General features: G+C 59.9%; 11 protein-coding genes and 3 tRNA genes. All 14 read right to left on the reverse strand.

What is annotated here, in order from left to right:
• Window positions 1–22: 22 nt before the first annotated feature.
• On the reverse strand, window positions 23–1,399 hold the full coding sequence (locus EAH74_RS15415) for a diaminobutyrate--2-oxoglutarate transaminase (RefSeq protein ID WP_140679895.1): 1,377 nt from the start codon (window positions 1,397–1,399) through the stop codon (window positions 23–25).
• A 355-nt stretch (window positions 1,400–1,754) separates the two neighbouring features.
• On the reverse strand, window positions 1,755–4,178 hold the full coding sequence (locus EAH74_RS15420; protein ID WP_140679630.1) for a TonB-dependent receptor: 2,424 nt from the start codon (window positions 4,176–4,178) through the stop codon (window positions 1,755–1,757).
• A 67-nt stretch (window positions 4,179–4,245) separates the two neighbouring features.
• Complete coding sequence (locus EAH74_RS15425; protein ID WP_140679631.1) at window positions 4,246–5,196, reverse strand: FecR domain-containing protein; 951 nt, start codon at window positions 5,194–5,196, stop codon at window positions 4,246–4,248.
• Window positions 5,193–5,702, reverse strand: a complete 510-nt coding sequence (locus EAH74_RS15430; RefSeq protein ID WP_140679632.1) for a sigma-70 family RNA polymerase sigma factor — start codon at window positions 5,700–5,702, stop codon at window positions 5,193–5,195. The genes EAH74_RS15425 and EAH74_RS15430 overlap by 4 nt, the downstream gene beginning before the upstream one ends.
• 392 nt (window positions 5,703–6,094) lie before the next feature.
• Window positions 6,095–6,171, reverse strand: a tRNA-Asp gene (locus EAH74_RS15435).
• A gap of 93 nt (window positions 6,172–6,264) precedes the next feature.
• Window positions 6,265–6,341: transfer RNA gene (locus EAH74_RS15440), tRNA-Asp, on the reverse strand.
• 55 nt (window positions 6,342–6,396) lie between these two features.
• Window positions 6,397–6,472 (reverse strand) — tRNA-Val (locus EAH74_RS15445).
• Between the two features lie 255 nt (window positions 6,473–6,727).
• Entirely contained in the window at window positions 6,728–7,504 is a 777-nt protein-coding gene (locus EAH74_RS15450; RefSeq protein ID WP_140679633.1) for an SDR family oxidoreductase, read from the reverse strand.
• On the reverse strand, window positions 7,501–8,712 hold the full coding sequence (locus tag EAH74_RS15455) for an O-succinylhomoserine sulfhydrylase (protein ID WP_140679634.1): 1,212 nt from the start codon (window positions 8,710–8,712) through the stop codon (window positions 7,501–7,503). The genes EAH74_RS15450 and EAH74_RS15455 overlap by 4 nt, the downstream gene beginning before the upstream one ends.
• Window positions 8,713–8,776: 64 nt before the next feature.
• Window positions 8,777–10,282: an amidophosphoribosyltransferase gene (gene purF, locus EAH74_RS15460; protein ID WP_010456022.1), complete on the reverse strand. Its 1,506-nt coding sequence runs from the start codon at window positions 10,280–10,282 to the stop codon at window positions 8,777–8,779.
• 41 nt (window positions 10,283–10,323) lie between these two features.
• On the reverse strand, window positions 10,324–10,884 hold the full coding sequence (locus EAH74_RS15465) for a CvpA family protein (protein ID WP_123365499.1): 561 nt from the start codon (window positions 10,882–10,884) through the stop codon (window positions 10,324–10,326).
• Window positions 10,885–11,174: 290 nt separating this feature from the next.
• Complete coding sequence (locus EAH74_RS15470; RefSeq protein WP_140679635.1) at window positions 11,175–11,825, reverse strand: SPOR domain-containing protein; 651 nt, start codon at window positions 11,823–11,825, stop codon at window positions 11,175–11,177.
• The gene (gene folC / locus EAH74_RS15475) at window positions 11,809–13,116 is read right to left on the reverse strand and encodes a bifunctional tetrahydrofolate synthase/dihydrofolate synthase (RefSeq protein ID WP_140679636.1); all 1,308 of its coding nucleotides are present in this window, start codon (window positions 13,114–13,116) and stop codon (window positions 11,809–11,811) included. The genes EAH74_RS15470 and folC overlap by 17 nt, the downstream gene beginning before the upstream one ends.
• The gene (accD, locus tag EAH74_RS15480; RefSeq protein WP_033061847.1) at window positions 13,113–14,033 is read right to left on the reverse strand and encodes an acetyl-CoA carboxylase, carboxyltransferase subunit beta; all 921 of its coding nucleotides are present in this window, start codon (window positions 14,031–14,033) and stop codon (window positions 13,113–13,115) included. The genes folC and accD overlap by 4 nt, the downstream gene beginning before the upstream one ends.
• Window positions 14,034–14,056 lie beyond the last annotated feature (23 nt).

The raw sequence follows: 14,056 nt of genomic DNA on the forward strand, positions 1-14,056 counted from the left end.
AACGCAACTTCGATTGATTCATTCAAGGGCGCAACTGCAATAAAGCGGCAGCCATTGCGTTTTCAAAACGCTGGATCACTTGCTGGCATTGTTCATCGTCGATAATCAATGGCGGCAATAAGCGGATGACATTGCCCTTACGCCCGCCGCGCTCCAGCAACAGGCCTTGTTTGAAGCACTGTTGCTGGATGGCCGCAGCCAGCGCCGGGTCCATCGGGAAATGCCCGTGGCGATCCGCCGGCTGGCGCTCGTCGACGATCTCGATGCCCAGCATCAGGCCGCGACCGCGCACCTGGCCGAGGGCCGGATAATGCGCCTGCAACTCGACCAGTCGGTCCTTGAGCCACTGGCCACGGCGCTCGGCCTGGGCGGCGAGGTTTTGCTGTTGCAGCACCTGCAACGTGGCCAGCCCGGCGGCCATGGCCATCTGGTTGCCGCGGAAGGTTCCGGCGTGATTGCCTGGCTCCCAAGCGTCGAATTCACGACGGATGCCCAGCACCGCCATGGGCAAACCGCCACCGACCGCTTTGGACATGACGATCAGGTCCGGCTCGATGTCGGCGTGTTCGAAGGCGAACATCTTGCCGGTGCGGGCGAAACCGGTCTGCACTTCGTCGAGGATCAGCAGGATGCCGTGCTTGCGCGTCACTTCGCGGATCGCCCGCAGCCAGTTCGCCGGGGCACAGTTGACCCCGCCCTCACCCTGCACCGCTTCAAGGATCACCGCCGCCGGCAGTGACACGCCGCTTTCGACGTCTTCGATGAACTGGGTGAAATAGTGGGTCAAGGCCTCGACCCCGGCCTCACCGCCAATGCCCAGCGGGCAACGGTATTCGTGGGGGTACGGCATGAACTGCACCCCGGGCATCAGGCTGGCGATGGCATTTTTCGGCGCAGTGTTGCCGGTCAGGGCCAGTGCGCCGTGGGTCATGCCATGGTAGGCCCCGGAGAAACTGATGATGTTGTTGCGCCCGGTGTAGGTCTTGGCCAGCTTCAGCGCGGCCTCCACTGCATCCGCCCCGGATGGCCCGCAAAATTGCAGACAGTAATCACGGCCCTGGTTCGGCAACAGACTGAGCAAGGTTTCGCAGAAAGCGTCCTTGACCGCGGTGGTCAGGTCCAGGGTATGCATCGGCAGGCCTGAGGCGAGGAAGCTGTCGAGGCTGGCCATGACGGCCGGATGATTGTGCCCCAGGGCCAAAGTGCCGGCGCCGGCCAGGCAGTCGAGGTAACTATTGCCCTCGACATCGGTCACCCAGAGCCCGTGCGCCTTGGCGATGGCCAGCGGCAACTTGCGTGGATAACTGCGTACATTGGATTCGAACTTACTTTGTCGAGCCAGATAGTCGGCATTGGTTTTTTGCAAAGGATTAGAGTGCAATACGCCATCATTCAACATCGCTTCACCCTCGTTAAATTCGATATGCAACTTATTCTCATTTGCAAGTTGTTGCAACTAATTCTTAGTACTATTTGGAAATTTACATAGGATAATTTGAACTACTTTAAAAACTATCAGACACGCAAAAGACCAAGTTAATAAACCTGGTATAAAACTCCGCAAGTGCCATGATCCAGCCATGATCTTGTAATGCAACTGACAACTTCGGTACAGGCTACCAATAGATAGCTACTTATACGAAAGTGTCTGTATTGTTTATTAACTGAGGATGTGCATATGTCCTTCCTCTATACGAATCAGGTAATAGTCCAACGATGGCGCCCCGCTCCCTGGGGCGCATGACAGGGGTGAATCAGAAGTCGACGGTCGCCGAAAGTAGGTAGGTGCGCGGGGTCGACAGCGTCAAACCAGGCTCACTGTCATCCGAGGCTCCGGCCGAACTCCAGTAGCGTTTGTCCGCCACGTTCTCGACGTTGGCACGCAGGGTGATGTTCTTCTCCTCGACCTTGAACGCGTAGCGTGCGCCCACGTCGAAACGCTCCCAGGAGTCGATTTCCTTGTTGTTGGACTGGTCCAGGTACTGCGAGCTGGAATAGATACCGCGGCTGGTCAGGGTCAGGCCCTGTACGGTCGGTACGTCCCACTCGGCGCCCAGGTTGACGTTGTATTTCGGCGTGGCCGGCGCCCGGTTGCCGTCGAAGGTGCCATTGGTGGTGTTGCTCAACTCGCTGTCGATGTACATGACACCGCCGAGCAGACGGAAACCATCGAGCGGTTCACCGAACACACTCAGTTCCACACCGGTGTTCTCACGTTTGCCGTTCGGGCCGAAGACGCGCGTCGTGGCGTTGGTCTCGTAGGCCGGCTGCTTGATCCGGAACACGGCGGCGGTGACGGCGAAAGCACCAGCGTCATACTTGGCGCCGACCTCGACCTGGCGGCTGATGAACGGCGGGAAGATCTCGTCCTCGTTCACCGAGGTCGACGGTGCGATCTTGCCCTGGCTCAGGCCTTCCATGTAGTTGGCATACAGCGACAGCTTGTCGGTCGCCTTGAACAGGATGCCGCCCGACGGCGAAACCTTTTCATCGTCGTAGGCGGTGTCGCCTCTGACGTTATCGGTCCAGTCGTCAACCTTCACGCGCTGCCAGCGGGCGCCGAGGGTCAGCAGCAGCCGGTCATCGAAGAAACCCAGGGTGTCGGACAACGCCACGCCGGTGGAACGGTTCTCGGTGTAGACCTTCGAATCCTGTCGCGTGGGTCTGACAGGCGTTGGTGTTTCCACGGGGTCATAGAGGTTGCTGCGGGCGGTGGCATAACGGGCACCGCCATTTTCGAAGTCCATGTAGTAATAGCTGGCTGCCAGGTTGACTTCATGGCTCACCGGGCCGGTATGAAACCAGTTGCGCACTCCTGCGGTGGCCGTCCGGACATTTTCGTCACGGGTGAAGTCTCGCGGTTGAACGCTGAAATCGCCAGCGTCGTTGGTGACCGAAACGGCATGACGGAGGAAGTCATGATTACTTTTACGTGCCCCCACGCCGCCATACAGCATGACGGAATCGTTGACATCGAATTCGCCATTCACCATCCCGAAAGTGTCATTGGTACTCCCCTTGCTCCAGGGCTGCGCATAGTTGCGGCGCACATCGCTGGCATGCGGAACCTGCGCGTTAGGGCCAACCTGTACGCGCTCCTGCGGTGCGTCGGTATCACGTTCGGTGCGCCCGATATCCGTCGAGAGTCGCAGGCGTTCACCGCGAAAATCCAGGCCCAGCACGGCCATCTCGCGGTCGACATTCTGGTGATCCCATTCGGTGTCGCCGGACTGCTTCACGCCGTTGAAACGAAGGCCGAACTTGTTGTCTTCACCAAAGCGTCGGCCGACATCCACGGCACCGCCGACCTGGTTGTCGGAAGCGTAGCTACCGGTGAACGAAGTGATGGGCTTGTCGGTCGCGCGCTTGGGCACCACGTTGATCCCGCCACCCACGCTGCCCCGCGGCGAGATGCCGTTAATGAGCTGGCTTGGACCTTTGAGGACATCGACACGGTCGGCCATCTCCATGTCGATCGTGTAGGTCGGCAGGACGCCGTAGAGACCGTTGTAGGAAACATCACTATTGAACAGGCTCAACCCTCGAATGGTGAACTGCTCATAGCGCCCACCCGCCGGGTTGGTGGCGCGAACCGAAGGATCGTTGGCGATCAGGTCGCCCAAGGTACGCGCCTGTTGGTTTTTGACCACCTCACTGGTGTAGGTGGTCATGCTGAACGGCGTTTCCATAAAGTCTTTCGAGCCCAGCAGGCCTTGCGAACCACGGCGCGCGACCTGGCCACCGGCATACGGATCGCCGTCCACCGGGTCAATGGCACCGAGAATCGAGGTGGCGCCCAGTTGCAGGCTGCTGCCTTCCGGCGCCGGGGTCAGGATGTACGCCTCTTCGCCTACCGGCTGCAGTTGCAGACCGGAACCCTGCAACAGTCGGGCAAAGCCCTCCTCGACCGCGTACTCGCCGGAGAGTCCAGGGCTGGTGCGACTGCCCACCAGTGCCGGGTCCACTGACAGATTGACCCCGGCCAGCCCGGCGAAACGGGTTAGCGCTGCACTGAGGCTTCCTGCCGGCACCTGATAACTGCGTCGAGGCGCGTCTTCGGCCCAACCGGCAGTGATGAACAACGGACAGGCACTCAGACTCAGCAACAGACTCAAGTGCAACAACGGGCGCAGCCTGGAAGAACCCAGACGCGTACTGCAGGGCATCACTACGGGCATTGAGAATCTCTCTGATTTCGTTTCACTTACCTTGGATGACAAGCGACGCGAAAAAAGGGGACACACCTCAAACACTATTTTTGCGCGGCAGCAACGTAACCCAGTAGCGGGTTCGCCTATGCACCTCCAACGGCAAGCTGGCCGCCAGCAACGTCAGGATGCGATCGGTGTCTTCCAGACGGAAACTGCCGGTGACGCGCAGGGATTCGAGTTCCGGTTCCCAGCGCAACAATCCCGGACGATAGGTGCTGAGTTCGCGCAGAAAATCGCCCAGGGGCTGGTTCTGTGCCATCAACACGCCGTCGCGCCAGCCTGGGGCAAGGACATCGAAAGGTTCGACGCGTCCGGCCCCTATCGCCAGAAGGCTGACTTGCTGGCCTGCGCGCAATGAAAAGACCGGCCCGCGCAAAGGCTGCAACTGCACCGCGCCTTTAAGCACTGACACCTTGCACCCCGTCTGCCCCTGACGAACGCACACTTCGCTCTGATTGACGACCAATTGCCCGAAGTGCGTCTGGATCGTCAGCGGCGAGGCGCCGGGCACATTCAGCGCTACTTCGCCCTCCACGAGTGTCAGTCGCCGATTCTTCAGGTCGATATCGACAGCACTCGCGGTGTTCAATTGCAGCGAGCTGCCATCGGCCAACTGGACTTTTTTGCCCTCCCCGGTCGCGGTTCGCAGGTCAGCGCGCCAGACATCCAGAGGTAGCTGCCGGCTGATCAGCCAAGCAGTTGGCACCAGCGCCACCGCCCCCACGGCGCGCTTGAGCACCGTACGCCGACTCGTCTGCGGCCGATCCAGACTGGCCATGGCCAGTGCCGACGGCAGGTCGGCAAAGCGTTGGCGCAAGAGTTGGGCTTTCTGCCAGGCCTGTTCGTGACTGGGATGACTGTCACGCCAGTGCTGCAGATTGGCACGATCGCGCTCATTGGCGGCGCCTGACTCCATGAGTGCCAGCCATTGAGCGGCAGCCCGCACGACTTGCCGGGCTTCAGCCGAAGGGGTCGAACCGATCACAATTCCACCAGCAGGCAATGTTCATAGGCTTGCGCCATGTAGCGCTTGATCGTGCGCTCCGAGACTTGCAGGCGTTCAGCAATCTCGTGATAACCCAAGCCCTCCAACTGGCTCCAGAGAAACGCTCGTCGCACCGCGGTCGGCAATCCATCGAGCAATTCATCCAGGGCTTGCAGGGTTTCCAGCAGCAACCAACGTTGCTCGGGAGACGGCACGCAGTCCTCAGGCAGCAGCGCCAGCGCACTGAGGTAGGCCTGCTCCAGGCTGCGGCGCTTATAGAAATTGGTGACCAGTCGCTTGCCGACTGTCGCCAGATAGGCGCGGGGTTCTTGCAGGTCAGCGATGTGCTGCGAGCTGGCGAGTAAACGCACGAACGTATCCTGGCTCAAGTCCGCCGCATCATGGCCATTGCTCATGCGTCGTCTCAACCAGCTTTCGAGCCAGCCACGATGGTCGCGGTACAGGTCGTGGAAGGTTTGCGCCGCCGGCATCGCTGCATCACTCATCTAAAGGCACCCTGCGCGAAGAAATATTTTAAATGCGACTCATTCTAATTAGTGTTGATACTTCAAACCAAGCGCTTTATGAGTTTTGCCCCAGGAAAAACTTGAATACGTGAATGAGAGACAGGTGTTTCTGCCACGCAGCCACCGGTTAGTCGGGGCTGAGCGTTATTGAGGGATATCGTCGAGAGGAGTAAGAATTCGACACACAGCCGCATTTGGCTGGCAGATGCGAATACCCATGGTTGCGGGGAGTAGGAGAGAAAGCCAAATCGCAGACACAAAAAACCCCGGTCTTTCGACCAGGGTCTTTGCTATCGACTCGAAGTAGACACTGGCTTTACCAGCGGCTTTCTTCGTAGCTCCAAGGCGTTCAGTGGGCCTTGAAGCAGATATGGCGCAGCGGACGGGACTCGAACCCGCGACCCCCGGCGTGACAGGCCGGTATTCTAACCGACTGAACTACCGCTGCGTATCGCTTTGGACTTGCGTCCAAGTAACTCGTCTGACTGAAAGCTTCGAGGCTTTCAATCTCGAACCAGAATAAACTCTGACTCGGAAAATATGGCGCAGCGGACGGGACTCGAACCCGCGACCCCCGGCGTGACAGGCCGGTATTCTAACCGACTGAACTACCGCTGCGCGTCGGTGGAGGCTTTTAAAAGCTTCCATCTTGCTTTCGCAAGACTCTCGGAAGTGGTGGGTGATGACGGGATCGAACCGCCGACATTCTGCTTGTAAGGCAGACGCTCTCCCAGCTGAGCTAATCACCCGTTTGCATCTCCGAGGCCGCGAAATTTACGCAGGTACCGAAGCTAAGTCAATACCCCGCTTGAAGTTTTTCTGAAAAAGACAAAATCGTTGCATTCCACACCAAGGTCGCAAACCGTCAAACCGCTTTCGCGAGCAGGCTCGCTCCCACAGTGGACCTCGTTTCGTCAGGCAACATGCTTTCTAAATGTGGGAGCGAGCCTGCTCGCGAAGGCGGCACATTCAACATGAATGCTAAAGACAGCACCCCTGCCCTATTACTCGCTGTAAATCATCTTCTTGGTCATGCCGCCGTCGACCACGAACTCCTGGCCCGTGACAAAACCGGCGTTCTTCGACAACAGCCAGGCGACCATCGCCGCCACGTCCTCGACCGTCCCTACCCTACCCGCCGGATGCTGGGCATGATCGGCATCGGTCAGAGGTTCGGCACGACGTGTGGAGGGATCCCGTGCATCGATCCAACCCGGACTGACTGCATTGACGCGGATTTCCGGCCCGAGGCTGATCGCCAAGGCATGAGTCAGGGCCAGCAGGCCGCCCTTGCTCGCCGCATAAGCCTCGGTGTCGGGTTCCGACTGCCCGGCGCGGGTCGAGGCCAGGTTGACGATCGCGCCGCTGTGAGCACGCAGGTACGGCGCACAGTGCTTGGCCAACAGCATCGGTCCACTGAGATTCACCGCCAGCACCCGATTCCAGTACGCCAGATCAAGGCTTTCAAGGGTGATGTTGTGCGGATCGGCAACCGCCGCGTTGCACACCAGCGCATCCAGACGCCCGAACTGCCCCAGCACTTCGGCGACGCCCAATGCCACCTGCCCTTCGTTCGAGACGTCCATGGCGATGAACCAGGCGTTGTCGCCGAGCACCTTCGCCACTTTCGAACCGCGTACTCGATCAAGATCAGTCAACACCACCTGCCAGCCTTCGCTGATCAGCCAGGCCGAGATCCCCAGACCAATGCCCCGCGCAGCACCCGTGACCAGTGCGACGCGGCCGTTGGTGCCAGTGCCTGGCGTGGACAACTCGATCACAAGGCAGCCAACCCGCGAGCCAGATCGGCTTGCAGGTCGGCCACGTCTTCCAGACCGACCGCGATGCGGATCAGGCTGTCACGAATGCCCGCTGCTTCACGCTCCTGCGGTGCCAAACGGCCGTGAGAGGTAGTGCTTGGGTGCGTAATGGTGGTTTTGCTGTCACCGAGGTTGGCGGTGATGGAGATCAGACGGGTCGCGTCGATAAAGCGCCAGGCGCCCTCTTTGCCGCCCTTGACTTCGAAACTCACGACCGCACCAAAGCCTTTCTGCTGACGCAGGGCCAACTCGTGCTGCGGATGGCTTTTGAGACCGGCGTAATGGACTTTCTCGATGCCGTCCTGCTGCTCCAGCCATTCAGCCAGTTGCTGGGCATTGGCACAGTGAGCCTTCATACGCAGGCTCAGCGTTTCCAGGCCCTTGAGGAAGATCCAGGCGTTGAACGGGCTCAGGGTCGGCCCGGCAGTCCGCAGGAAACCGACGACTTCTTTCATCTGCTCGCTGCGACCAGCCACTACGCCGCCCATGCAACGGCCCTGGCCGTCGATGAACTTGGTCGCCGAGTGCACGACGATGTCCGCGCCCATCTTCAGCGGTTGCTGTAACGCCGGAGTGCAGAAGCAGTTGTCGACCACCAGCATCGCGCCTTTGGCGTGAGCGACTTTCGACAGCTCGGCGATGTCCACCAGCTCAGCCAGCGGGTTGGATGGCGATTCGACGAACAGCAACTTAGTGTTGGCCTTGATCGCCGCATCCCAGCCGGACAAGTCCGCCAGAGGCACGTAATCGACTTCAATGCCAAAGCGCTTGAAGTACTTCTCGAACAGACTGATGGTCGAACCGAATACGCTGCGCGATACCAGCACGTGATCGCCGGCGCTGCACAGGCTCATCACCACTGCCATGATCGCGGCCATGCCGGTCGCCGTGGCCACCGCTTGTTCGGCGCTTTCCAGCGCGGCAATGCGCTCTTCGAACGCACGCACGGTCGGGTTGGTGTAGCGCGAGTAAACGTTGCCCGGCACTTCACCGGCAAAACGTGCGGCCGCGTCGGCGGCGGTACGGAATACGTAGCTGGACGTGAAGAACATCGGATCACCGTGTTCGCCTTCCGGCGTGCGGTGCTGACCGGCGCGTACGGCCAGGGTATCGAACGCTACGCCTTCGAGGTCGCTGTCCAGCCGACCGGCATCCCAATCCTGACTCATGCTGTCACTCCTTGCCTTGCTCGTTTGGTAGATACAAAACCGGCCCCTCAGGGCCGGTAGTTACTCAGTTGTTATACAGATCAATGATCGCACTGACTGCCTGCGTCTTGACCTTGGAGGCATCGTTACGTGCCTGCTCGATCTTGTTCAGGTAAGCCTCGTCGACGTCACCGGTGACGTACTGGCCGTCGAACACCGCGCAATCGAACTTCTCGATCTTGATCTTGCCGCCACCGACCGCTTCGATCAAGTCAGGCAAGTCCTGATAGATCAACCAGTCAGCGCCGATCAGATCAGCCACGTCCTGGGTCGAACGGTTATGGGCGATCAACTCGTGAGCGCTCGGCATGTCGATGCCGTAAACGTTCGGGTAACGAACGGCCGGTGCCGCGGAGCAGAAGTAGACGTTTTTGGCGCCGGCTTCGCGGGCCATCTGGATGATCTGCTTGCAGGTGGTGCCGCGAACGATGGAGTCATCCACCAGCATTACGTTCTTGCCGCGGAATTCCAGCTCGATGGCGTTGAGCTTCTGGCGTACGGATTTTTTCCGTGCAGCCTGGCCTGGCATGATGAAGGTCCGGCCGATGTAGCGGTTCTTCACGAAACCTTCGCGGAACTTGACGCCCAGGTGGTTCGCCAACTCCAGAGCCGCGGTGCGGCTGGTATCCGGGATCGGGATGACCACGTCGATGTCGTGTTCCGGACGCTCGCGCAGGATCTTCTCGGCGAGTTTCTCACCCATGCGCAGGCGTGCTTTATAGACCGAAACGCCGTCGATGATCGAGTCCGGACGCGCCAGGTACACGTGTTCGAAGATGCACGGGGTCAGGGACGGGTTGGTCGCGCACTGACGGGTGTGCAGCTTGCCGTCTTCAGTGATGTAGACCGCTTCGCCCGGTGCCAGGTCGCGAATCAGGGTGAAACCGAGGACGTCCAGGGAAACGCTTTCGGAGGCGATCATGTACTCGACGCCTTCGTCGGTGTGACGCTGACCGAAGACGATCGGACGGATGCCGTGCGGGTCGCGGAAGCCGACGATGCCGTAACCGGTCACCATCGCCACAACCGCGTAACCACCGACGCAACGGTTGTGCACGTCAGTGACGGCAGCGAACACGTCTTCTTCGGTTGGCTGCAACTTGCCGCGCTGGGCCAGTTCGTGCGCGAACACGTTGAGCAGCACTTCCGAATCGGAGTTGGTGTTGACGTGGCGCAGGTCAGATTCGTAAATCTCCTTGGCCAGCTGTTCAACGTTGGTCAGGTTACCGTTGTGCGCCAGGGTGATGCCGTAAGGCGAGTTGACGTAAAACGGTTGGGCTTCGGCCGAAGTCGAGCTGCCCGCGGTCGGGTAACGCACATGGCCAATACCCATGTGACCGACCAGGCGCTGCATGTGACGTTGATGGAACACGTCACGCACCAGGCCATTGTCCTTGCGCAGGAATAACCGGCCATCATGGCTGGTCACGATACCGGCAGCGTCCTGGCCGCGGTGCTGGAGGACGGTTAGCGCGTCATACAGCGCCTGATTGACGTTCGACTTACCGACGATACCGACGATGCCACACATGCGACGCAACCCCTACTTAATGGATCTGAACTGAACACAACTCACTGAGGCGTTTTGGCCATCGGCAAGAGGTGCTCCTTGAACGGTATCTCAGCGGGTATGCTGATACCGCTGGCAAGCCACTGACTGCTCCACCCGAGAATCAGGTTTTTGGACCAATCTGCAACCAATAGAAATTTTGGCACGAGCTGTGACTCTTGCCACCACCCGTCCTGCTGTACCGGCCCCAGGCTCAATAGCCCGACCGCCACGACCACCAGCAACACGCCACGCGCGGCGCCGAAGGCCATGCCGAGGAATCGATCGGTCCCGGACAACCCGGTGACGCGTACCAATTCGCCGATAAGATAATTGATCATTGCGCCTACGATTAACGTGGCGACAAACATGATTGCGCAGCCCGTGATCACACGTGCCGATGGCGTTTGGATGTATCCGGTGAGGTACTCGGACAATGAACCACCGAACATCCAGGCGACGACTCCTGCGATGATCCAGGTCACCAGCGATAGTGCTTCTTTGACGAAGCCGCGGCTCAGACTGATCAATGCGGAAATGGCGACGATTGCAACGATCGCCCAGTCAACCCAGGTAAATGGCACAGTGCAGCCTACAGACGGATAAGGCGGCGCATTTTAGCAGAGCCCATGCTTATCGGTAAGCTGCGATTGTCAGTGCATTTCAAATCGAGGCGATAGTTTTAGCCCCTATCGAAACTGCACTCACCCCTGTAGCAGCTGGCGAAGCCTGCGTTCGGCTGCACAGCAGCCGTAAAATCAGGCAATTCGGTCTATTCGGCACACCGTGCAAGCAGGGTTTACGGCCGCTTCGCAGCCGGACGCAGCCTCGCAGGCTCGGCAGCTGCTACATAAAGCCGGGTATTGGCGCTTCGTTAGCCACGCTCAGGCTGAAAACGCACCACATAACCCTTGAGGTTCTGCTGGCGGCTTAACAAATCACGCAGACGATCAGCTTCTGCCCGCTCGATCAGCGGCCCGACAAACACCCGATTCTTGCCGTCGGCAGTACGAATGTATGCGTTGTAGCCTTGGCTGCGCAGGGATTTCTGCAGGCTTTCTGCACTTGCACGGCTCGACAGGCTGGCCAGTTGCACCGACCAACTGACCGACAGGCCATTGGCATCGACGCGGCTTTGAGTCGTGTCCGGCTTGCCCGGTGCAGCCGTGATGGGCTGGCCAGGTGCAACCGTTGGCTTGTTGACCGGCGCCGGAGGTGGCGCGACCGGTTTGGCAGGCGCAACCGGGGCACTTGGGGCAATCGGCGTGGACGATGCTTCTTGCTGAGCGATTTCATCATCACTCGGCACAGGTTCCTGAGGCAGCGCTTGCGGCTCAGGCACCACCACCGGCTCGACCTGAACTTGCGGCACCGCAGGCGCTTGCGGCGCTGTCGGGGCTTCAACCGTCACTTGACGCTGTTCATCCTGACGGGAAAACAGCATCGGCAGGAAAATCACCGCCAGCGCCACCAGAACCAGGGCGCCGACCATGCGCTGTTTGTATGCCTTATCCAGCAATGCCATTTGCCGCTTCCTCCGTGGAGCGCCGGGCCAGCCATTCGAGGGCCTCGGCGACACAATAAAATGATCCGAACAACAGAATCTCGTCGTCGCTCGTCGCCAGCGCGCACTGCCCTTCCAGGGCGGCGGCCACGCTGTCATAGGACGTTACCGAGGCGCCAAGGTTCTGCAACGCCGCGTGCAAATCGGCAACCGGGCGTGCTCGCGGTGAATCCAGCGGCGCGACGGCCCAATGCTGGACACTAGCATTCAATTCACCGACAACACCATCCAGATCCTTGTCTGCCAACAGCCCGAACACTGCCAGACGCTTGCCGGCCGGTGGACGGCTGGCCAGACGGCGAGCGAGATACTCTGCCGCATGGGGGTTATGCCCCACGTCCAGCAACAGGTTCAGGCGCTTGCCCTGCCAGTCAATCTGACGGCGATCGAGGCGACCGACCACCCGAGTGGCTTTCAGCGCAGCAATAATTTGTGCATCCACCCAAGGCAACCCGAGCAACAGGTAAGCCTGCAACGCCAGCGCGGCGTTTTCCATCGGCAGATCGAGCAACGGCAGATCATGCAGCTCGACCACTCGCCCTTGAGCGTCAAGACCGCGCCATTGCCAGTTGTGATCGGTGATGCCGAGGTCGAAATCGCGTCCACGCAGGAAAAACGGGCAATTGAGCTCTCGCGCTTTATCCAGCAGAGGTTGCGGAGGATTCAGGTCGCCACAGAGCGCGGGCGCGCCCTGACGGAAGATGCCGGCCTTTTCGAACGCTACGGACTCACGGGTATCACCCAGATAGTCCGCGTGATCGACACCGATGCTGGTGACCAGCGCCATATCGGCATCGACCACGTTGACCGTATCCAGACGCCCGCCCAGCCCGACTTCCAGCACCACTGCATCGAGACTGGCATGTTGAAACAGCCAGAACGCCGCCAGGGTGCCCATTTCGAAGTACGTCAAGGATGTGTCGCCACGGCCTGCCTCGACCGCTGCAAAGGCATCGCACAGCTCGGCGTCAGTGGCTTCGACGCCATTGACCTGCACCCGCTCGTTGTAACGCAGCAGGTGCGGCGAATTGTAGACACCGACGTTCAGGCCCTGCGCCCGCAGCAACGAAGCCACGAATGCGCAGGTAGAACCTTTGCCGTTGGTGCCGGTGACCGTGATCACCCGAGGCGCCGGCTTGCCCAGTCCCATGCGGGACGCTACCTGTTGCGAGCGCTCCAGGCCCATGTCGATGGCCGAAGGGTGCAACTGCTCAAGGTAGGCGAGCCACTCGCCAAGGGTACGTTGGGTCATATGTTGGCAGGTACCGGTGGAACCACGATTGGCTCGATTGGCGCGGCGACGAATTTCGGCGTCGGCAGGCCCATCATTTGTGCCAGCAGATTGCCCAGGCGCGGACGCAGTTCCTGACGATGAATGATCATGTCGATCGCACCGTGTTCCAGCAGGAATTCGCTGCGCTGGAAGCCTTCCGGCAGTTTTTCACGCACGGTCTGCTCGATCACGCGCGGACCGGCGAAGCCGATCAGGGCTTTCGGCTCACCGACAATCACGTCGCCGAGCATCGCCAGACTGGCGGAAACACCACCGTAGACCGGGTCGGTCAGCACGGAGATGAACGGAATGCCTTCTTCACGCAGACGCGCCAGCACCGCAGAGGTCTTGGCCATTTGCATCAGGGAGATCAGGGCTTCCTGCATCCGCGCACCACCGGAAGCGGCGAAACAGATCATCGGGCAACGGTTTTCCAGCGCGTAGTTGGCAGCGCGAACAAAACGCTCACCAACGATGGCGCCCATCGAACCACCCATGAAGGAGAATTCGAAGGCCGAAACCACTACCGGCATGCCCAGCAGGGAGCCGCTCATGGAGATCAGTGCGTCTTTTTCGCCGGTCTGCTTCTGCGCAGCGGTCAGGCGATCCTTGTACTTCTTGCCGTCGCGGAACTTCAGACGGTCAACCGGCTCCAGGTCCGCGCCCAGTTCGGCACGACCTTCAGCGTCGAGAAAGATGTCGATACGGGCGCGAGCGCCGATACGCATGTGGTGGTTGCACTTGGGGCAAACGTCCAGGGTCTTTTCCAGCTCCGGACGATACAGCACAGCCTCGCAAGACGGGCATTTGTGCCACAGACCTTCAGGCACCGAGCTCTTCTTGACCTCGGAACGCATGATCGAAGGGATCAGTTTGTCTACTAACCAGTTGCTCATGCTTTCTTTCTCCAGTACCGGCG

This window comes from Pseudomonas mandelii (assembly GCF_006438925.1).
Lineage (GTDB): Bacteria > Pseudomonadota > Gammaproteobacteria > Pseudomonadales > Pseudomonadaceae > Aquipseudomonas > Aquipseudomonas mandelii_C.

Excerpts from the sequence above, each read along its gene's own strand:
- purF (WP_010456022.1), bottom strand. The coding sequence starts at position 10,282 with ATGTGTGGCATCGTCGGTATCGTCGGTAAGTCGAACGTCAATCAGGCG.
- EAH74_RS15420 (WP_140679630.1), bottom strand. The coding sequence starts at position 4,178 with ATGCCCGTAGTGATGCCCTGCAGTACGCGTCTGGGTTCTTCCAGGCTG.
- accD (WP_033061847.1), bottom strand. The coding sequence starts at position 14,033 with ATGAGCAACTGGTTAGTAGACAAACTGATCCCTTCGATCATGCGTTCC.
- EAH74_RS15455 (WP_140679634.1), bottom strand. The coding sequence starts at position 8,712 with ATGAGTCAGGATTGGGATGCCGGTCGGCTGGACAGCGACCTCGAAGGC.
- folC (WP_140679636.1), bottom strand. The coding sequence starts at position 13,116 with ATGACCCAACGTACCCTTGGCGAGTGGCTCGCCTACCTTGAGCAGTTG.
- EAH74_RS15470 (WP_140679635.1), bottom strand. The coding sequence starts at position 11,825 with ATGGCATTGCTGGATAAGGCATACAAACAGCGCATGGTCGGCGCCCTG.
- EAH74_RS15430 (WP_140679632.1), bottom strand. The coding sequence starts at position 5,702 with ATGAGTGATGCAGCGATGCCGGCGGCGCAAACCTTCCACGACCTGTAC.
- EAH74_RS15415 (WP_140679895.1), bottom strand. The coding sequence starts at position 1,399 with ATGTTGAATGATGGCGTATTGCACTCTAATCCTTTGCAAAAAACCAAT.